Here is an 18,987-nt window from a genome sequence, read left to right as displayed (position 1 = left end):
AATCACCCGCGCAGCATTTGAAAGCGAACGAGAAATGTCGATTGTCGATTCCGTCACCAAGGCCATGGTTCCCATTCACCGGGAAGGCTGGCCCTTCATCGCGATTGCGCTCGTTGTGACGCTTGTGGTCGGCTATTTCGTCAGCCCGCTGTTCTGGATCGGTCTCATCTTCACCGGCTGGGTCTGCTATTTCTTCCGCGATCCGCCGCGGGTGACGCCGGTCGGCGACGGTCTGGTGATTTCACCGGCCGATGGTGTCGTCAGCCATGTCGGCCTTGTCCGCCCGCCGGTCGAGCTGGAACTTGGCGGTGAGCCGCTGATGCGCGTGTCGATCTTCATGAACGTCTTCAATTGCCATGTGAACCGCGCACCGCTCGGCGGCCGCGTCACCCGGGTGGCCTATCACGCCGGCAAGTTCCTCAATGCCGAACTCGACAAGGCGAGCGAGCAGAACGAGCGCAACGGCCTCGTCATCGAAAACGGCGATCTGAAGATCGGTGTCGTGCAGATCGCAGGTCTCGTTGCCCGCCGCATCGTCTGCTTCGTGCGCGAAGGCGAGACGCTCAACGCCGGTGAACGCTTCGGCCTGATCCGCTTCGGCTCGCGCCTCGATGTCTATTTCCCGGCCGGAACCCAGCCGAAGGTCGCACTCGGCCAGATCATGATTGCCGGCGAAACGGTCCTGGCGGATCTCTCCGGTCCGCAAGGTCCTGCCCAGACCCTGACCCGCGTAAGCTGAGGCTGCTCCTTGTCCGAGACCCCTGATCCGAAACCGGCCCGCCCCCAGACGACACCCCGTTTCCGCCGGGTGCCGCTCCGTCTGATCGTGCCGAACATGGTAACACTGCTGGCACTGTGTTCCGGTCTGACGGCGGTCAGGATGGCGTTCGAGGGACGCTGGGAATATGCGGTCGGCGCCGTGCTGGTGGCCGCTGTGCTGGATGGTCTCGACGGCCGTGTCGCGCGGCTGATGAAGGGGACGTCCCGCTTCGGCGCGGAACTGGATTCCCTGTCGGATTTCGTCAATTTCGGCGTCACGCCGGCCCTGATGCTCTATCTCTGGATCCTGAAGGACGCCGGCAACATGGGCTGGATCGCCGGGTTGATCTTCGCGATCTCTGCCGCCTTGCGTCTCGCCCGCTTCAACGTGGCGCTGGACGATCCCAACAAACCGGCCTGGGCGTCGCGCTTCTTCACCGGCGTTCCGGCTCCGGCCGGTGCGCTCACCGTGCTGTTGCCGCTCTACCTCGATTTTCTCGGCCTCTTCCCGCACTGGTTTGCAGATTCGGCCTTTGTCGCCGTCTATACGATCGTCATTGCCTTCCTGCTGATCAGCCGGCTGCCCACCTATTCCGGCAAGACACTCGGCACACGCGTGCGCCGCGACTATGTGCTGCCGCTCTTCGTCTTTGCGGTGCTGATCGTGGCTCTGACGGTGAGCTATCCCTTCCGCATGCTGGCGGGTGGAGCCGTCTTCTACCTGCTGACGATCCCTTTCTCCTGGCGGGCGCATCGCAAGCTGGTTCTGGCCGACGCATCTCTCCGCCTGGAGGACGATGGCGACGAGTGCGACACCGATCTCGACAATATCGCCGACCGGGACAAGGATCACGGCGGCTAGAGCATTTCCTGGTCAGATTTGCTCTAATCACCAACCGGCTCGGGTTTCGGGTTTCAGCAGCGGAAAATCTGGTTCAATTAGGCATCCTCGCAAACAGAGGAGCCTTCAACTTGCTCGATGGAAAGACAATACTGATCACCGGTGCCAGCAGCGGCATCGGCGCCGCCGCCGCACGTCTTCTGGCCGAAGCCGGTGCCAATCTCGTTCTCGCCGCCAGGCGTGAAGACAAGCTCAAGGAAGTGCGCGACGCCCTTCCGCAAGCGTCGAACCGGATCGCGCTTTTTGCAGGTGATGTCGACGATCCCACTTTCTCCGAACGCTCCGTCAAAGCAGCGTTGAACGACTTCGGCGGCCTGGACGGTGCCTTCAACAATGCCGGCACCATGGGCGACATGGGGCAGGTGCCCGATATGAGCCTTGAGAACTGGAACCAGGTGATTGCCACCAATCTCAACAGCGCGTTCCTGGCCGCCAAGTACCAGATCCCGGCAATGCGGGCGCGGGGTGGCGGTTCCATCGTCTTTACCTCTTCTTTCGTCGGCCACACGATCGGCTTTCCCGGCATGGCAGCCTATGCGGCCGCCAAGGCCGGTCTGATCGGATTGACCCAGGTGCTGGCGGTTGAACATGGGCCCGAGAACATAAGGGTGAATGCGTTGCTGCCAGGAGGCACGAAGACCGCGATGGCGGGAGACGATCCAGCATTCCACGATTACATTGCCGGCATTCATGCGCTCAAGCGCATGGCGGAACCGGTGGAGATTGCGAAGGCGGCCGAATTCCTGCTTTCGGATGCTAGTTCCTTCGTCACGGGTTCCGCCATGCTGTGTGACGGCGGCAATTCGATCTCGAAGGGCTGAGGTGCATTATCATAGAAAAACCTCATCCTGAGGAGGACCTTGAGGTCCGTCTCGAAGGATGGGCCGCTTGCACAGCGTGTGCCGCCCACCCTTCGAGACAGTGCATCGCGCTTCCTCAGGATGAGGTTGTTTGTGGCTGTAGCCAGGTCAAATCGGCCGCTTCCGCTTGAACATCTGTTCCGTCACCACCTTGCCCCACTGGTCGCCGACATATTCCTCGGCCAGCGCAAAACCGTTCTTTTCGTAAAGCGCCCGGGCCGCATCGAGGCCTTTCAGGGTCCATAGGTGGATCTCGTCGAAACCGTGGCGGTCGCAATGCTCAAGCGCCTTGTTCAGGAGCACCTTGCCAAGCCCCTTGCCGCGCAGGCGTTCCGACAGGATGAACCAGCGCAGATGGGCGATGTTGTTGCCAAGATCCTCGCCATCGATCGTGATTGAGCCGATGACGGCCCCATTCTCCACAACGCTCCAGCTGTTGTTCACATCGTTCGTGACCCTTGGCATGAACTCTGCCATCGCCTTGGCAACGACGCTTTCGAAGGTCGGGCCCATGCCGACGATGTGGCCGTGGGTACGGCCGTGCATGGCGGCGACATCGCCGATCATGCCGGTCTGGTAGCCTTCGACAATGTTGAACCGGGGGGCGGCGTCCTTGTCAGCTTGCGGTGCTCCAAGGGCCTCTGCATACGCGGCCATGGAGTCAGCGATCACCTTTGCCCGGTTGCCTTCGATCCGTGCCAGCGCACGCCGGGCAAGCGCGTCGCCATAGCGGTCGATTGTGGCAAAGGTAGCCTTGCCGGTTTCCGTCAGGCTGAGACCGAAGACCCGACCGTCCGCCTCCGACTTGGTCTGCAGAATGTCGCCGCGCGCTTCCAGGGACTTCAGCAGCCGGCTGACGGTGGATTTTTCCAGCTTCAGCTTCGCGCAGATTTCCTTGGCGGTGATGCCGGGGTTGAGGCCGATTTCCATAATGGCATGGACGCCCGAACCGGAAAGATCCGTACCGGCGATGGTCTTGTCGAGAAACCCGAATTCCCGGACCAACTGGCGAGAAGCGGCGCGGATATCGTTGACAAGGGCAGGGGAGGGAGAGGTCATCTTGTAGTCTCATATAGTTGTATTTTACAACTATATGAGTAAGCTGTCGTGTTGGCAACACCATTCCGGTGCTCGGACAGCGAATATCGTCTCACTTTTCCACCTCATCCTGAGGAAGCGCTGTCTCGAAGGATGGGCACCTTGCCCAGGCGATTGCAGCCCATGCTTCAAGACGGACCTGACGGTCCTCTTCAGGATGAGGTTTCATTTGATTGATGGCTTCGCAGGAGAAGGGTGTCCAGAAAAGTAGCTCGACAAACAAAAAGGCCGCCGGAAACCGGCGGCCTTTTTGGTGGAGGAGATGAAGGTCATTCCGCCGCGTGCGGCAGCTCCTCCTGCGGGGGGACTTTCGGAGCGGCCGGCTTTGGCATGGCAACCACTTTCGCCGCCGGACGCTCCTGTTCCTGTTTCGGATCGGTCCATTCCACATCCTGCGCAGGCGCCGTTGCCGCGATGGCGGCAGGTTTGCGACGGAAATAGCCGATCACCGTCCAGAACGAATGCGTCCACACACTCGGTATTGCTATCGCCACCGGGATCATCAGCAGCGTCAGCAGGGTGGAGAAGGCAAGGCCGGAGATCACCGCCGTTGCCAGCTGCACCCACCAGACCGCGGTGATACCACCATAACTGGTCACCTGATTGAAGAAATCGAAGTTGATCATGGTGGCCATCGGCACGAGGCCGGCGATCGTGGTGATGGTGGTGAGCAGGATCGGCCGGATACGCTGGGCGGACGTCTTCAGGATAGCGTCCAGCGGATCGAGACCGTCTTCCAGGAACCGGTTGTAGGTGTCGATGAGAACGATGGCGTTGTTCACCACGATCCCGGCAAGCGCCACCACCCCGGTCCCGGTCATGATGATCGAGAAGGGCTGGTTTGTGACAAGCATGCCTAGCAGCACCCCGAAGACCGACAGAACCACCGTCGAGAGTGTCAGGAACGTCTGATAGAACGAGTTGAACTGGGTCAGCAGGATCAGGAACATCAGGAAGAGCGATGCGACCATCGCCTTCATGAGGAACTCACCCGATTCCTTCTGATCTTCGTCCGCACCGCGGAACTTCAGGAACACGTTCGACGGCCAGTCCTGGCCGTCCAGCCAGGTCTGCAGGGCGGCCACCTGTTCCGTCGGGTTGGACCCGGACTCCGGATTGACGGTCGCCTTGACGAACATCGAATAAAGCCCGTCGCGCCGCACGATCTCGGAGACCTTCTGCGCTGGCTCGCGGCTGACGAAATTCGCCAGCGGCACCAGGCCGAGTTCGGTCTGCAGACGCAACTGGTCGAACCGGTCGATCGTGCGCTCGTGCTCCGGAAGGCGGACGCGGATATCGACTTCGTCCTCGCTGTCGCCCGGACGGTAGGTACCGATCAGGACGCCATTGGTGACGAGTTGAACCATGTTGCCGACGGAGGCGATGCTCGCCTTGTAGCGGCCGGCCTGCTCCCGGTCGATTGAGATCTGCCATTCGATGCCGGGCAGGGGACGGTCGTCTTCCTGGTCGATCAGTGTTTCGACACCATTGATATGGTTGCGGATGCGGCCGACGGCAGCAATCATGTCGTCATAGTCCGTCGACTTGACTTCAAGCTGCAGGTCCTTGCCGGTAGGCGGCCCGCCTTCGATCTTGCGGGTCTCCACCTTGATGCCGGGGATGTCCGACGTCGCCGAACGGATGTCGGCGAAGATCTCCTTCGCCACCCGCCGGCAGCAGAAGTTTGCCAGCTCGATGTTGATCTCGCCCATCACGTCTGCCGGCTTGTCCTGGACGTCTCCGACAGACGGCCCGCCCGAGGAACCGCCCGGTGTGAAGGAATTGGTGATGACGTTGTCGACGCCCGGAATGGACAGGATCCGCTCCTCGACCTGGACTACCAGATCGCGGGCCTCCGAGGCCGACATGTTGCCGCGTCCGGACACGAGCACCACAGCCTGTTCCGGTTCCTCGTCGATGAAGAACTGGACGCCCGTCGGGTTGGCCATGAAGGCCCCGATGATTGCGGCACAGCTGGCGAAGAGGATGAGCAGGGCGGCAATGTTGCCGATCGGGTTGCCGGCAAACAGCTTCAGGACACGCACATAGAGCCCGGTGAAGCCACTGACCTTGCGCACGTCGAAGGCTTCGGCGCCGGACAGCGCTGCGGCTTCGGCTTTCTCCATCGCGGCTCTTTTCGCCGCACGGACCTGCAGCCAGCGGACGATCGGCCGCAATAGCCTGTAGGACAGGAAACCGACCAGCAGGAACGTGACGAGACCACACAGCAGGGCAATACCCCCGGCAGCTTCTGCCGGAAGAACGCCCGCAAGGGCCGCCGGCACGAACGGTCCGAAGCCGATGGCGTACCCGAAGACAAGCGCGACGGTCAGTGCCAGGATCGCCGTTGCATGGCGGTTCAGCCAGTGCGAGACGGCTGCAAAGATGCCACCTGTCACCGGCAGAAACACCATTGCCGTGAACAGCGAGGCGGTCAGGACGATGATGACCATGATCGGCAGGTAGCTCATGAACTCGCCGGCAACGCCCGGCCACAGCAGCATGGGCAGGAACGCCACAAGCGTCGTCGCCGTTGACGAGACGATCGGCCAGAACATCAGCCGCGCGGCCCGGATATAGGCTTCGCGGTCCGGCATGCCTTCGTGGATCTTCCGGTCGGCGTATTCGGTCATGACGATCGCGCCGTCAACCAGCAGACCGACGGTGAGAACCAGGCCGAACATCACCATGTTGTTGACCGTCTGGCCGATGGCGCCAAGGATCAGGAAGCCCACCATGAAGGAGGTCGGGATTGCGAGGCCGACCAGCAAGGCCGACCGCAGGCCGAGCGCGGCCAGCACCAGGATCATGACCAGGAAGATCGCGGTCAGGATCGAGGACTGCAGCGAACCGAGCACCTCGAAGATGTTGTTCGACTGGTCCAGCATCATGTTGACGTGGATCGTCTCGGGCCAGTCCTTCGAGGCTTCCTCGACGACCGCCCGGACAGCGGCATTGTTCTCGATGATGTTGGTGCCGATGCGCTTGACCACCTGTAGCGAGATCGCCGGGTTGCCGTTGACGCGCGTATAGGCGTTGGCATCCTTGAAGGTGCGCCGGATTTCGGCCACATCCGCCAGGGTGACAACGCCTTCGCCGCTCTGCTTCAGCGGCAGGGAGTAGACGTCCTCGGCGGTTTCGACGAGACCGGGAACCTTGACGTTGAAACGGCCCTTGCCGCCATCGATGAAACCGGCCGGCACAAGCTGGTTGTTCAACTGCAGAGAGTTGAGCAGCTCCTGCTGGGTGATGGAATAGGATTCCAGCTTCTGGGTGTCGATCAGGACCTCAAGCAGCTCTTCGCGATGACCAGTGAGGTCCGCCGAGCGCACGGTATCGATCGCCTCGATCTCGTCCTTCAGCCGGCGCGCATGCTGGTAGAGCGTGCGTTCCGGCACATTGCCCGAGAGCGCGATGATCATGGTAGGCGCAAGCGCGAAGTTCATTTCCGTGATCGTCGGCTCTTCGGCCTCGTCCGGCAGCTTGCTCTTGGCCTGGTCGACCTTGTCCCGCACGTCGGCGAGCGCCTCGTCCTTGTTGAACGAGATGTCGAATTCCAGAACGATGCCCGCATGGCTTTCCGAGGCGATCGCGGTGATCTCCTTCAGCCCGTCAAGGCCCCGCAGTTCCGTTTCCATCGGCCGCACGAGCAGACGCTCGGCGTCTTCCGGCGAAATGCCCTGCTGGGTGACCGAGATGTAGAAGATCGGCAGATCGATGTCCGGGCTGGCTTCCTTCGGGATCGAGATATAGGTCGCGACACCGGCAACGATCAGCGCCAGCATCATCACGAACACGGTTTTGGGGCGCCGGAGGACGCCTTCCAGCATGTCTATCATTGGCTCACCTCTGCCGTCTCGAAGACCGGTTCCACAAGAAGTCCATCCGAGACGTATTCCTGCCCTACGGTGATGGCGACCACTTCATCCGGCAGCCCGCCGATCCACATTCCGTCCTGTTCTCCGCCCAGCACTTTCACCGGGTAGAAGACGGTTCTGTTGTTTTCATCCACGGCGCGAATGCCGACCTGACCGGAGTCGTTCAGCGTCAGGATCGCCGGGGAAATCTTGTGCGCCTTTTCCGTAGCCAGCGGCAGCATGGTGACGGCCGTGACACCGTCGCGTGCCTTGTTGTCCGGGTTGGGAAGCTCGACCTCGATACGGAAAGTGCGGGTATCCGGGTTGGCCGACGGCGAGATGTAGCGCACCTTGCCCTCGATCGTTTCCCCGGTCACCAGTTTGACGGTTGCCGCCATGCCCGGCTCGATTTCGCTGATATTGAGTTCAGATACTTCGCCGATGGCAATCATCGGGTCGGACTCGACCACTGTCGCGCAGATGCCGCCCTGCTCAAGCTGGGCGCCGATTTCCACCATCGGGCTCTGAATCACCCCGTCGATCGGCGACGTGATCACGGTATGCTTGAGCTCGAGTTCGGCTTCCTTCAAACGCGCCCTTGCGGCATCGAGCTGGGCCTGAACGGCGGCAACCCGCGTCTGTGCCGTAAAGCCCTTGGTGCTCAGCTGGGTCGCGGCGTCGTGATCCAGTTCAGCCTGGGCGAGGGCGGCTTTCGCTTCCAGGATACGTGCCTCGCGCGTGCCCTTGTCCAGGATGCAAAGCACGTCGCCCGCGGATACCTTTGTGCCTTCGGTGGCAGGACGGGCAATGACGTCGTCCGTGGTCTGGGACCGGACGGCAACCTTGGCTTCCGCCTCGGTACGCCCGCGCACTTCAAGCACGGCCCGCCGGTCTTGGGCAACAAGCCGCTCAACCTTGACGCGGAACGATTTGTCGGACGCTTCGCTGATCCGCAGCGCTGGCGGAGGTGTTGCGTGTTCGCTGTCACCAACCCCGCCGATCACAGTGGTGCCGCTATACATCCAGAAGCCGATACCGGCAGCAAGCGCGGTCGCCAGGACATAGGAAAATTTCAAACGCATTCTTTCAAACTCCAAACGTCATGCTTACTCGGCGGCGGCCGCGATGGGCCGGGCTGCCTCTTCGGCGATCTTGATCAGGGCCTCACCATGTTCTTCCAGATAGGCGAGGGTAAATTTCATGCAGGCTATGCCGTAATTGCGGGTCCAGCTTGACCCGGGATGCGAACATTCCTTTTCCTCTTCGCAACCCGTCAGAAGGCGCAACTCGTCCTGGACCTGGGCCTTGCGGCGTTCCAGCGCCCGCCGGATGACCTCCGGAGGCAGCTGTGCTGCGTTGAGCGCAATCAGCAGGAATGGCGATTTGAATGTATCGGGGGCCTGCGGGTCGCACAGAGACGTGATGAACTCCGCACGGCCGGCCTCGGTGATGGAATAGACTTTGCGGGCAGGCTTGCCGGCTTGCGGTTCCTCGCGCACCGTGACGAGACCTTCCGACTCCAGCCGGGCGAGCGCGGGATAGATCGAGCCGAAACTGGCGTCCTCGAAATAGCTGAACCTGCCTTCCGTGGATTCCTTCCGGATTTCGTAGCCGGTGGCATCTCCGAAGGACAGGATCGCAAGACAAAGGCTGCGTACACTCATGAACGTCTCCAGGCCTGGGAGCGTCCTCCCGGCAGACTGCCTTCGAGCCATGCCTGATCGGGGAGGTGACCCTAAAGGCATCGTAAGAAGTGTCATATGATGGATCGATATATCGAACAAATATATGCGGAGGAGCCGGCAATCAAGAGTGCGGCGCACAAAATCTCGCGGAAGATGAATAAATTCTGAGCACCGCGACAGGCAAACGCCAAGAAAAGGTCTTGAGCTTAGCCTACTCGGCTTATTTGACAGGTTGTTGGCGGCGGCATTTCGGCGTTAGGGTAATTGTTCTTCTTTCGCATTCGCAGCACGGGGAGAATTCCGATGGCAATGAAGAAACCGAGGCTGAACCGCATTCGCCTGCCACGGGATCCGCTTTTCCGATTGCTGGCGATCAACGGCATGGCGGGATTGGGCGTCGCAGCGCTGGTTCTTGGCGGAATCTTCTTCGGAAATATCGGCAATCTGCGTGTGCTGGTGATGACGACGGAGGAACCGTTCCTTCCGGTTCTGATGCTTGCCTTCGGACTTTTTATCACCCTGGGCTCAGTGGTCATGGGATCTGCGATCATGTTGCTGGGCGAGGGTGGGCAAAGCGATGGATCTCCGCGTCGCATCAGGCTTCGTGCCGCGAGGGGAGCCTTGCAGCCCCTGCCAGTGCGCGCAGGTACACAGCGCCGGAACGACCTTCACCGCTGATCCGGCGATATTTCGTACAAGACATCAGGGATGATTGGCGGGTAAAGCCGGCCGGAGCCGGCCTGCTTCCACATGCGGAAGTTTATTTGGCTGCGGCGTGAACGAGCTGGTAGCCGAGGCCTTTCGCCTTGGCCGCGTTCGATGCCTGCGGGCCTAGATCCGCAAACAAGGACATGGCTGCAGCCGCCAGCAAAAGCAGCAGACCTGCCGATGAGAGTTTCATCTCTCCGGTCCTTTCGACCATGACGACCTCCGTTGTACTCCGGCGCTTTTACAGCCGCAGGCTATAAGGTCCCGGTAATTCGACATGTAAAATTTTACAGACCCGAAGCCTCTGCCGGTTCTGCCGGGCTGACAGGGATGCATCCGGCTTTTCGCAGGCGGATTTTCACGCCGCAGCGGTTAACCAATTTGGGCGAAATACCCCTTCGTTTCCACTCGCATGGATTGCATGGGCTGCGTCATTCTTGTACGACGATTGAAGCGTTTACGATTTGTTAACTAATTCCTGGGGTTGCAATGCGTTTTTTTGTTCGAAACCTGCATATTCTTGTTTTTGCATTCTTATCTGTCTCCTCCGCATTCTGGGTCGCGGGCAGCCCTGAGCGGGCTGTGGTGATAATGCGTCCCTTGGTTGAGGATGCCGTCGAGCTGCAGAGCCTTGGCCGGAACCTCTATCGCGACGTCCGGCAGGTCAGTTGGCAACAGTTGAAAAACGACGCGATGGAAGTCTATGTCGTCGGGCTCCGCATGCCGAGCATGCTGTTCGAGCGCCTTGCGGAGAAACTGAGGGAGGCCGAGGCCGAGATGGAAAGGTCTCGGCACACCGATGCAGGCGATATGCAGAACGAACTGAGGCAACAGGCGCCGAAGACGGCGTCTACATCCGAACTGGCTTCACTCTGACGCAGATATCCCGACGGCCGGATCTACACAGGCCGGGGCAGCGTGACCGCTGCCGGCCACGCCATCGTGTTTCATTAGAATGCTTCAAGCTGTTCGTGAAGCGCTCTCGTTTCCGCTGAATGCACTAATAAAGCGTGTCGCGTTCATTCGAATTCACGGGGCCCGCTTTTATCTCTTATTTGATGCACGTCTTTTTGCGAAAAAAAACGGTGCTCACTTTTTTCGCGACGTGCTCTAAACGGCGGCAAGTGCGAGCGCGATGCCCTGGCCGACACCGATGCACATGGTGGCGAGCGCCAGCTTGCCGCCTCTCTTTTTCAGTTCGAGGGCTGCGGAGCCGGTAATGCGGGCTCCCGACATGCCGAGCGGATGGCCGAGTGCAATGGCGCCGCCATTCGGATTGAGGTAGTCCGCATCTTCCGGCAGGCCGAGATCGCGCAGCACGGCAATACCCTGGGCAGCAAACGCCTCGTTGAGCTCGATTACGTCGAATTCCGACAGCGCCAGACCAAGCCGGGCGCAAAGCTTGCGGGTCGCCGGGGCGGGGCCAATGCCCATGATGCGCGGCGGAACGCCGGCAGTCGCGCCACCGACGATCCGGGCAATCGGCTTCAGATTGTATTTCTCCACCGCGGCCTCGGAGGCAATCAGCAATGCGGCGGCACCGTCATTCACACCTGACGCATTCCCGGCAGTCACCGATCCGTTTTCCCTGAAAGGGGTTTTCAGGGCCGCGAGCGCTTCGATCGTCGTTGCCCGCGGATGTTCGTCCTTGTCGACGAGCATCGGATCACCGCGCCGCTGCGGGATCATGACAGGCACGATTTCTTCCGCGAAACGTCCCGATTGCTGCGCATCGGCGGCGCGCTGCTGGCTGCGCAGGGCAAAGGCGTCCTGGTCGGCCCGTGAGATATCGAACTGCTCGGCGACGTTTTCGGCCGTTTCCGGCATGGAATCGATCCCGTACTGGCGTTTCAGCAGCGGGTTGACGAAGCGCCAGCCGATGGTGGTGTCATAGATTTCGGCAGACCGGGAAAAGGCGGTGTCTGCCTTTGGCATCACGAATGGTGCCCGCGACATGCTTTCCACGCCGCCGGCGATGGCGAGGTCTATCTCGCCCGCCTTGATTGCCCGCGCGGCCGTCATCACCGCATCCATTCCCGAGCCGCAAAGCCGGTTCAGCGTCAGGCCCGGCACCGTATCAGGCAGGCCGGCAAGCAAGGCCGACATGCGCGCCACATTGCGGTTGTCTTCGCCTGCCTGGTTGGCGCAACCGTAGAAAACGTCATCGACTTCCGTCCACGCCACATCCGCGTTGCGTTCCATAAGGGCACTGATCGGAATGGCGCCAAGGTCATCGGCCCGGACCGAAGAGAGAAGGCCGCCATAGCGTCCGATCGGAGTGCGGACATAATCGCAGATGAAAACGTGATGCATGGCGTTGTTCCTGTCCGTCGCCTGAAGGCGACCCGTGCGGGTGGCTATAGGGTAGCGAAGTCTTGCCGGAAATTATCCGGCAAGGCAAGAATGGGTCACAGCTTTTCGTTCTGCCTTATGAATCTTGTGATGTTTCGGAATGACGCAGGATATCGTCCTCCTGCAAATAGGTCCCAGACTGCACTTCGATCATTTGCACGGGGATCTTGCCCGGATTGTGCAGCGTGTGCCTGGCACCGAGCGGCACATAGGCGGACTGGTTCTCGCTCAGGAGACGCGTTTCGCCGTTGATCGTGATTTCAACCGTGCCGGAAACCACTACCCAGTGCTCGGCTCTGTGAAGATGGCTCTGCAGGCTGAGCCGCTTGCCCGGCTTGATCATCATGGATTGCACGGCAAAGCGGTCGCCCGAGTTGATCCTCTCCGTATATCCCCAGGGCCGGTAGGAGCGGGGATGCTGTTCGACCTCGCGCCGGCCTTCGGCTTTCAGTTGCTCCACGACAGTCTTGACGTCCTGAGCCCTGTCCTTGTGGGCGACAAGCACGCTGTCTGTCGTCGCGATCACCATGACGTTTTCAAGGCCGATGACGGAAACGAGGCCCCGGTCCGCATAGGCAAGGCAATCCCGGCTCTCAAGAAAGCGAGCGTCGCCGAGCCCGCAATTGCCGTTGCCGTCCTTCTCCAGAACGTCCCAGATCGCCGACCAGGAGCCGAGATCGTCCCAGTCGGGCGCAACCGGCGCGCAAACGACGTTGCCGGCCTTTTCCATGATCGCATAGTCGATGGAAATGTTGTCCAGCCGCTCGAAAACCTCCGCATCGAACCGGGTGAAATCGAGATCCGCATGCCGTGTCTTCATGACAGCCATGGCATCTTCAAACAGTTTCGGCTGATAGCGCTTGAAAGCGTCAATCATCGTTTGGGCCGAATAAAGGAAGATACCGGCATTCCAGACATAGCCGCCGTCTGCCAGAAACGCTTCCGCCCGCGCCAGGTCCGGCTTTTCAACAAAGGCCTCAACGGGGCGCACAGGGTCGGAGCCCCCCGTAACCTTGATATAGCCGTAGCCGGTGTTAGGTTCCGTGGGCTTGATTCCAAAGGTGACGATCTGGCCGTTGCGCGCGGCGCTTTCCGCGGCCCGGACAGCATCCAGGAACAGCTCTTCCTTGCCGATCAGGTGGTCGGACGGCAACAGCAGGATCAGGGCACCGGGATCTGTCTCCGCCGCGGTCAATGCCGCCATCAGCGCCGGCGGAGCCGTATTGCGGCCAACCGGCTCCAGCAGGATGGAATTAGCCGCGAGACCAAGCTCCGCGAGCTGTTCGCCGATCTGGAAACGGTGGGCATTGCTGCCGATGACGATCGGCGCGGCGAAGTCCGGGCTGCTGACACGCTTGCAGGTTTTTTGAAACAGGCTCTCACCGCCAAACAGCGGCAGAAACTGTTTCGGCCGGTCCATGCGTGACAACGGCCATAACCGCGTGCCGACCCCTCCGGACAAGATGCATGGAAAAATCATCAATTCCTTCCCGGCCCGCATCCACATCCGGCAGACCTCGTTATTTTTCGTTGCACCGAGTGATAATCAGCGGCGCAACAAGTTGCAAGCGAGTGGCGGGACGGCTAAATACGTAATAAAGTAACGATGATTGCCGCCCGCTGGCGGCTGAGCAGGTTTCCGCAAATGTCACATCCCCAAGCCAGGCTGGTCCGTCTCGACCGCGCGGGTGTCCGCAAAGGCGAGGATTGGCTGGTTCGCGGTGTCGATCTCACGGTCTCGCGGGGGGAGATCGTCACCTTGATCGGGCCCAACGGTTCCGGCAAGTCCACGACCGCAAAGATGGCGCTCGGTATCCTGACACCCACGGAGGGCCGCGCGGAACGCCAGCCGGGACTCAAAGTCGGCTACGTGCCGCAGAAACTTGCCATCGACTGGACGCTGCCTCTGAGCGTGGGGCGTTTTCTCCGGCTGACCAATCCGCTCAGCGAGGCGGACTGCCGCGCCGCTCTCGCGCGAACGGGTGCCGAGCGGCTAATCAAGTCGGATATGCGCACGCTTTCGGGCGGCGAGATGCAGCGTGTCATGCTGGCGCGGGCGATCGCCCGCAATCCGGGGCTACTGGTCCTCGACGAACCCGTTCAGGGGGTCGACTATTCCGGCGAGATCGCGATCTACGACCTGATCTCCGAGATCAGGAACACGCTCGGCTGCGGCATCCTGTTGATATCGCACGATCTTCACGTGGTGATGGCAGCCGCCGACCAGGTGATTTGCCTCAACGGCCATGTCTGCTGCCGCGGGACGCCGTCGGAACTGAGCCGGGACGACCGCTACCACGCTCTCTTCGGCGCGCGCGGCAATCCGGCGCTGGCCGTCTATGAACATCATCATGACCACGTTCACCTGCCGGACGGCAAGGTGCGCCATGCGGACGGATCCGTGTGTACGTCCTGCGCGGGCGAGCACCACGAGCATTCCCATCCCCATCTTCACTCCGGGCACGGGCACGGGCACGAACACCGGCACGAGCCGGACGATAAGAAGATCCAAGATGCTGGATGACTTTTTCACACGGGCCCTCATTGCCGGCATCGGGGTTGCGCTTGTGGCGGGTCCGCTCGGCTGTTTCATCATCTGGCGGCGCATGGCCTATTTTGGCGACACGCTTTCCCACGCGGCTCTGCTGGGGGTGGCCCTTTCGCTGCTTCTGGAGGTCAATACGACCCTTGCCGTCGGCGCCGTCTGCGTTGTCCTGGCGCTCACGATGCTGGCCCTGCGGCACAACAACACGCTTTCCTCCGATGCACTCCTGGGACTGCTTTCACACTCCGCGCTGGCGCTTGGCCTCGTGTGCCTCGCTTTCATGACCTGGGTGCGCGTGGATCTGCTTGGACTGCTCTTCGGCGACATCCTGTCGGTGACCCGGCTGGACATTGCACTCATCTATGGCGGCGGGGCACTGGTGCTTGTCGTCCTGGCGCTCATCTGGCAGCGTCTTTTCGCGGCAACCGTTTCGCCCGACCTGGCGGCAGCGGAAGGCTTGAAGCCGGATCGGACCGAGCTGGTCTTCGTTCTCCTGACGGCGGTCGTGATCGCGATTTCCCTGAAGATCATCGGGGCCCTCCTGATCACGGCGCTGCTGATCATTCCGGCAGCCGCGGCAAGACGCCTGTCGGCCTCGCCGGAACAGATGGCCGCAATTGCCGCCGTGACAGGCGCTGCCGCCGTCGTCGGCGGACTTTATGCGTCGCTGAATTATGATACACCATCGGGCCCCTCGATCGTCGTTGCCGCCATGGTGCTTTTCGTCGCCAGCCTGGTGCCAGGCAGGCAATTGATCCGAAGGCTGAACGGTGCAAGCAAAGGAGACCGGCCGTGAGCGCTGCGTCACATCGCGAACTGACGAAAAATCAGGAGCTGGTCTTCGGCTCTCTGTCTCGGGCCGGCGGACCGCTAACGGCCTATGCGATTCTCGATCTTCTGCGCGACAACGGCTTCCGGGCGCCACTGCAGGTCTATCGTGCCCTCGACAAGCTGGTTGAGTATGGCCTGGTGCACCGGCTGGAAAGCCTCAATGCCTTTGTCGCCTGCAGCCACAAGGGCTGTTCGGGCCATGGCGCGGCGGCCTTCGCCATATGCGAGCAATGCGGCGATGTCAGCGAGTTCACGCCAGACAAGGCAATTGCCCTTTTGAAGGAATGGACGAAGGCCGAAGGGTTCAATCTCTCCCGCACGACCATCGAATTGCGCGGTACCTGCCGACAGTGTTCCACGACAAACTAGTGGAGCGAATTTGACATTTGAGTCTCGCTCGCGGCTAGGCTGATGCTCAAATGTCAAATTCAAAAGCTCCACTAGAATCATGTATTTATCTAGTGGTTCTTATGATTCTGACATTTGCTCCAGCGCTAGCAGCAGGGGGATGCAAATGTCAGAATCGAACCACTAGGACCTGATCCCGGGTCCCTGCCGCGCTTGCCGCTTTCAATGAGAGATTGAAAAGCTCTAGAATGCCCGCAAGGCTTTCAGGGAGACGTCCATGGCAGAACCGCTTGGCATCGGCATCATCGGATGCGGCACGATTTCGAAAACGTATTTCGACCTGGCGCCCAAATTCACGGGGCTGGATATTCGTGCCTGTGCGGATCTCAACCGGCAGGCGGCGGAGGGCCGCGCCTCCGAATACGGCGTTCGGGCGGAGACGGTGCACGATCTGCTTCTGGCAGAAGATGTCGACCTCATCGTCAATCTGACCGTGCCGGACGCCCACTACATGGTGTCCCACGAGGCCCTGGTTCACGGCAAGCATGTCTATTCGGAAAAGCCGCTGGCGTTGTCGCTGCGGGACGGTCAGGCTTTGAGCGACCTTGCGCGCAAGAAGAGGCTCAAGGTCGGTTGCGCGCCGGACACCTTTCTCGGCGGCGCGCACCAGTCGGCAAGGAACGCCGTCGACAACGGCCTCATTGGCGACATCACCGGCGGCACCTGCCATGTGATGAGCCACGGCATGGAACACTGGCATCCCAATCCGGATTTCTTCTTCCAGCCTGGCGGAGGGCCAATACTGGACCTTGGCCCATACTACATCGCCGCGCTCCTCAATCTGATCGGCCCGGTGAAGCGGGTCTGCGCCATGTCCTCCATGGCCTCGAAAACCCGGACCATCGGCAACGGTGCCCGCAAGGGCGAGCGGATCTTTGTCCAGACGCCCACGACAATTCACGCCCTTTTGGATTTTCAGTCAGGCGCAAAGGTCACGCTGTCAGCCAGCTGGGACGTGTGGGCCCACAGGCACGCGCCGATGGAGCTTTACGGGACCCGCGGGTCGCTCTATCTGGCCGATCCGAATTTCTTTGGCGGCGAGGTGACGCTTGCGGGTGAAGACGGCGGCCTCAAGGCGCTCGGCGGCGAGACCCACCCCTTCGGGCTTGCGAATGTCGATGACAACGGCACCAAGCGGGCGAATTACCGCTCGGCCGGCCTTGCCGACATGGCGCGTGCGATCCGGGAGGGAAGTGAATACAGATGTTCGCTCGAAAGGGCGTTGCACACAGTCGATGTGATGGTCTCGATCCTGAAATCGGGCGAAACAGGCAGCTTCGTCGACATCGAGCATCCCGCGACCCGTCCGCAAGCACTTGGCGCAGCAGAGGCAAGCGCGCTGCTTTGCTGAAGCCGGTTGCGGCAGTCGGACCGGGCCCCTATCTTCGCCATGCGGCGCGGATGATTTCACAGGCAACCAGCCACCAAATCGGTGTCTGACCGGTCGATTTCGATTTGACCGGACGATGGCTGGTCGCGTTCAAAGGGTAGGGGAGAGTGAACATGGCCATGTTGATCACGGGGCTCGTGCTGTTTTTGGGAATGCACACGCTGCCGATGTTTGCGGGAGCACGAAACGGCCTCGCCGCAAAGCTCGGCGAAATCGGCTACAAGGGGCTCTATACCCTCCTGTCGTTTGCCGGTCTTGGCCTGATCATCTACGGCTATGGTATTGCCCGCTTCGACGGTTCGCCGATCATCTATGACCCGCCGTTCTGGATGCGTCACGTCACCATGCTCCTGATGGTGCCGGTCTTTATTCTGCTCGTGGCGGCCTATGTTCCTTCCCGCATCAAAACCGCGCTGAAGCACCCGATGCTGGCAGCCGTGAAACTGTGGGCGCTTGCCCACCTTCTGGCGAACGGCGATCTTGCTTCCGTCCTGTTGTTTGGCGGCTTTCTTGTCTGGGCCGTTGCCGATCGCATTTCGCTGAAGCGGCGCGGACCTGGAGCTGGTCAGATAGCACCCGCTGCCGTGCCGGGAAAATACGCCGATTTGATCGTGATTCTGGCCGGGCTGGTGCTCTACGGCCTTTTTGTCTGGAAACTGCATGCCTTGCTGATCGGCGTGCCGGTCGTCTGAGCCCGTCAGGTTTGGCGAAAATCCTTCAGAAATCGGGCTTTTGCCGGTCAGTTGCCCCACTTGCGCCACGAAGGCCGGTTTAAAGCCGATCAGGGAATTGCCCGAGCCGGGTCAAATGGATAATGTGCGCCACTCATAAAGGGGCAAAGCTGTGGCCCTAGGGGCCCAGCCGATGAAGTGAATGCAGGAAATAGACACGCATGTCTGACATTTTTCGTGAAGTCGATGAAGACATCCGCCAGGAGAAATACCGTCGGCTTTGGGACCGGTTCGGTCCGTGGCTGCTTGGCGTTGCGGTCCTGATCGTCGTCGGCACTGGCGGTTACCGTGGTTGGCTCTATTGGCAGGAGCAGAACTCGGCAAGCGCGGGGGATACGTTCTTTGAAGCCGTGAAGCTGTCTGAAGCCGGCAGCTTCGAAGAGGCGGCGGCGCTTTACGGGGAATTGGAATCCGAAATCGGTGGTTATCCGGCGCTGGCGAAGTTCCGCTTGGCAACGGATCTTGCCAATACCGGCAAGTCGGACGAGGCTCTCGCAGCTTTCGACGCATTGGCAAATGACAGCGGCCTGATGGAAGGCCTGCGCAATGTTGCCGCCCTTCGTGCGGCCTATATTGTCGTCGATACCGAAACCTACGAAGCTGTTGCCGACCGCGTGGAAAAACTGACCGGCGATACCGGTGCCTTCCGTGCAGCAGCGCGTGAGCTTCTCGCCCTAAGCGCCTGGAAGAGCGGAGATATCGAGACCGCTCGCCAGTGGATTGCGGCGCTTGAGGAAGACGAGGAAACGCCGTCCGATGTGAGGCGGCGCGTGTCGATCCTGGGCGATGTCATCCGCTCTGCAAACGGCGCCGCTCCGGCGGACAGCGCATCGGCGGACAGTGAAGGAACCAATCAGTGAAT

The 18,987-nt window shown here is 60.8% G+C and carries 18 protein-coding genes; 11 read left to right on the top strand and 7 right to left on the bottom strand.

The window, feature by feature from the left end; all coding sequences use genetic code 11:
• Position 1 precedes the first annotated feature (1 nt).
• The 3 genes from ACX3M4_RS06490 (at position 2) to ACX3M4_RS06480 (ending at position 2,481) form a co-directional block, all read left to right on the top strand.
• Positions 2-739, top strand: a complete 738-nt coding sequence (locus tag ACX3M4_RS06490; RefSeq protein WP_459359380.1) for a phosphatidylserine decarboxylase — start codon at positions 2-4, stop codon at positions 737-739.
• A gap of 69 nt (positions 740-808) precedes the next feature.
• Complete coding sequence (locus ACX3M4_RS06485) at positions 809-1,621, top strand: CDP-alcohol phosphatidyltransferase family protein (protein ID WP_459359379.1); 813 nt, start codon at positions 809-811, stop codon at positions 1,619-1,621.
• Between the two features lie 110 nt (positions 1,622-1,731).
• Positions 1,732-2,481 carry an SDR family oxidoreductase gene (locus tag ACX3M4_RS06480; protein WP_459357770.1) on the top strand — a complete coding sequence of 250 codons (750 nt, stop codon included), beginning with the start codon at positions 1,732-1,734 and terminating at the stop codon, positions 2,479-2,481.
• Between the two features lie 147 nt (positions 2,482-2,628).
• Here ACX3M4_RS06480 and ACX3M4_RS06475 read toward each other — a convergent pair whose 3' ends face one another.
• From ACX3M4_RS06475 to ACX3M4_RS06460, 4 genes are all read right to left on the bottom strand, one after another.
• On the bottom strand, positions 2,629-3,579 hold the full coding sequence (locus ACX3M4_RS06475) for a helix-turn-helix domain-containing GNAT family N-acetyltransferase (protein ID WP_459357769.1): 951 nt from the start codon (positions 3,577-3,579) through the stop codon (positions 2,629-2,631).
• A 308-nt stretch (positions 3,580-3,887) separates the two neighbouring features.
• Positions 3,888-7,457: an efflux RND transporter permease subunit gene (locus ACX3M4_RS06470; RefSeq protein WP_459357768.1), complete on the bottom strand. Its 3,570-nt coding sequence runs from the start codon at positions 7,455-7,457 to the stop codon at positions 3,888-3,890.
• Positions 7,454-8,557 carry an efflux RND transporter periplasmic adaptor subunit gene (locus ACX3M4_RS06465; protein WP_459357767.1) on the bottom strand — a complete coding sequence of 368 codons (1,104 nt, stop codon included), beginning with the start codon at positions 8,555-8,557 and terminating at the stop codon, positions 7,454-7,456. The genes ACX3M4_RS06470 and ACX3M4_RS06465 overlap by 4 nt, the downstream gene beginning before the upstream one ends.
• Positions 8,558-8,581: 24 nt before the next feature.
• Positions 8,582-9,139, bottom strand: a complete 558-nt coding sequence (locus ACX3M4_RS06460; protein ID WP_459357766.1) for a helix-turn-helix transcriptional regulator — start codon at positions 9,137-9,139, stop codon at positions 8,582-8,584.
• Positions 9,140-9,463: 324 nt separating this feature from the next.
• Between ACX3M4_RS06460 and ACX3M4_RS06455 the strand changes: the two genes are divergently transcribed.
• Positions 9,464-9,838, top strand: coding sequence for a hypothetical protein (locus ACX3M4_RS06455; protein WP_459357765.1), 375 nt, complete (start codon positions 9,464-9,466; stop codon positions 9,836-9,838).
• Between the two features lie 82 nt (positions 9,839-9,920).
• On the opposite strand, the gene ACX3M4_RS06450 is transcribed toward ACX3M4_RS06455, so the two are convergent.
• Positions 9,921-10,082, bottom strand: coding sequence for a hypothetical protein (locus ACX3M4_RS06450; RefSeq protein ID WP_459357764.1), 162 nt, complete (start codon positions 10,080-10,082; stop codon positions 9,921-9,923).
• A gap of 275 nt (positions 10,083-10,357) precedes the next feature.
• On the opposite strand from ACX3M4_RS06450, the gene ACX3M4_RS06445 reads away from it, so the two are divergent.
• Complete coding sequence (locus tag ACX3M4_RS06445; protein ID WP_459357763.1) at positions 10,358-10,744, top strand: hypothetical protein; 387 nt, start codon at positions 10,358-10,360, stop codon at positions 10,742-10,744.
• Between the two features lie 234 nt (positions 10,745-10,978).
• Here ACX3M4_RS06445 and pcaF read toward each other — a convergent pair whose 3' ends face one another.
• Complete coding sequence (pcaF, locus tag ACX3M4_RS06440; RefSeq protein ID WP_459357762.1) at positions 10,979-12,181, bottom strand: 3-oxoadipyl-CoA thiolase; 1,203 nt, start codon at positions 12,179-12,181, stop codon at positions 10,979-10,981.
• 115 nt (positions 12,182-12,296) lie between these two features.
• A complete protein-coding gene (locus ACX3M4_RS06435; RefSeq protein ID WP_459357761.1) occupies positions 12,297-13,700 on the bottom strand; it encodes a mannose-1-phosphate guanylyltransferase/mannose-6-phosphate isomerase in 1,404 nt (467 codons plus the stop codon).
• Between the two features lie 165 nt (positions 13,701-13,865).
• Between ACX3M4_RS06435 and ACX3M4_RS06430 the strand changes: the two genes are divergently transcribed.
• The 6 genes from ACX3M4_RS06430 to ACX3M4_RS06405 all read left to right on the top strand — a co-directional run bounded on the left by ACX3M4_RS06430 (position 13,866) and on the right by ACX3M4_RS06405 (position 18,985).
• Entirely contained in the window at positions 13,866-14,744 is an 879-nt protein-coding gene (locus ACX3M4_RS06430) for an ATP-binding cassette domain-containing protein (protein ID WP_459357760.1), read from the top strand.
• Positions 14,734-15,561, top strand: coding sequence for a metal ABC transporter permease (locus ACX3M4_RS06425; protein ID WP_459357759.1), 828 nt, complete (start codon positions 14,734-14,736; stop codon positions 15,559-15,561). The genes ACX3M4_RS06430 and ACX3M4_RS06425 overlap by 11 nt, the downstream gene beginning before the upstream one ends.
• Positions 15,558-15,965: a Fur family transcriptional regulator gene (locus ACX3M4_RS06420; protein ID WP_459357758.1), complete on the top strand. Its 408-nt coding sequence runs from the start codon at positions 15,558-15,560 to the stop codon at positions 15,963-15,965. Before ACX3M4_RS06425 ends, ACX3M4_RS06420 begins: the two co-directional genes overlap by 4 nt.
• A gap of 256 nt (positions 15,966-16,221) precedes the next feature.
• On the top strand, positions 16,222-17,355 hold the full coding sequence (locus ACX3M4_RS06415; protein WP_459357757.1) for a Gfo/Idh/MocA family protein: 1,134 nt from the start codon (positions 16,222-16,224) through the stop codon (positions 17,353-17,355).
• A gap of 152 nt (positions 17,356-17,507) precedes the next feature.
• Positions 17,508-18,086, top strand: a complete 579-nt coding sequence (locus tag ACX3M4_RS06410; RefSeq protein ID WP_459357756.1) for an NnrU family protein — start codon at positions 17,508-17,510, stop codon at positions 18,084-18,086.
• Positions 18,087-18,286: 200 nt separating this feature from the next.
• Positions 18,287-18,985 carry a tetratricopeptide repeat protein gene (locus ACX3M4_RS06405; RefSeq protein WP_459357755.1) on the top strand — a complete coding sequence of 233 codons (699 nt, stop codon included), beginning with the start codon at positions 18,287-18,289 and terminating at the stop codon, positions 18,983-18,985.
• Positions 18,986-18,987 lie beyond the last annotated feature (2 nt).

The sequence above is a fragment of the Roseibium sp. M-1 genome (genome assembly GCF_054515675.1).
This window is presented reverse-complemented; position numbering and strand designations above follow the sequence as displayed.

Excerpts from the sequence above, each read along its gene's own strand:
- ACX3M4_RS06475 (WP_459357769.1), bottom strand. The coding sequence starts at position 3,579 with ATGACCTCTCCCTCCCCTGCCCTTGTCAACGATATCCGCGCCGCTTCT.
- ACX3M4_RS06470 (WP_459357768.1), bottom strand. The coding sequence starts at position 7,457 with ATGATAGACATGCTGGAAGGCGTCCTCCGGCGCCCCAAAACCGTGTTC.
- ACX3M4_RS06465 (WP_459357767.1), bottom strand. The coding sequence starts at position 8,557 with ATGCGTTTGAAATTTTCCTATGTCCTGGCGACCGCGCTTGCTGCCGGT.
- ACX3M4_RS06460 (WP_459357766.1), bottom strand. The coding sequence starts at position 9,139 with ATGAGTGTACGCAGCCTTTGTCTTGCGATCCTGTCCTTCGGAGATGCC.
- ACX3M4_RS06455 (WP_459357765.1), top strand. The coding sequence starts at position 9,464 with ATGGCAATGAAGAAACCGAGGCTGAACCGCATTCGCCTGCCACGGGAT.
- ACX3M4_RS06450 (WP_459357764.1), bottom strand. The coding sequence starts at position 10,082 with ATGGTCGAAAGGACCGGAGAGATGAAACTCTCATCGGCAGGTCTGCTG.
- ACX3M4_RS06445 (WP_459357763.1), top strand. The coding sequence starts at position 10,358 with ATGCGTTTTTTTGTTCGAAACCTGCATATTCTTGTTTTTGCATTCTTA.
- pcaF (WP_459357762.1), bottom strand. The coding sequence starts at position 12,181 with ATGCATCACGTTTTCATCTGCGATTATGTCCGCACTCCGATCGGACGC.
- ACX3M4_RS06435 (WP_459357761.1), bottom strand. The coding sequence starts at position 13,700 with ATGATTTTTCCATGCATCTTGTCCGGAGGGGTCGGCACGCGGTTATGG.
- ACX3M4_RS06430 (WP_459357760.1), top strand. The coding sequence starts at position 13,866 with ATGTCACATCCCCAAGCCAGGCTGGTCCGTCTCGACCGCGCGGGTGTC.
- ACX3M4_RS06425 (WP_459357759.1), top strand. The coding sequence starts at position 14,734 with ATGCTGGATGACTTTTTCACACGGGCCCTCATTGCCGGCATCGGGGTT.
- ACX3M4_RS06415 (WP_459357757.1), top strand. The coding sequence starts at position 16,222 with ATGGCAGAACCGCTTGGCATCGGCATCATCGGATGCGGCACGATTTCG.
- ACX3M4_RS06410 (WP_459357756.1), top strand. The coding sequence starts at position 17,508 with ATGGCCATGTTGATCACGGGGCTCGTGCTGTTTTTGGGAATGCACACG.
- ACX3M4_RS06405 (WP_459357755.1), top strand. The coding sequence starts at position 18,287 with ATGTCTGACATTTTTCGTGAAGTCGATGAAGACATCCGCCAGGAGAAA.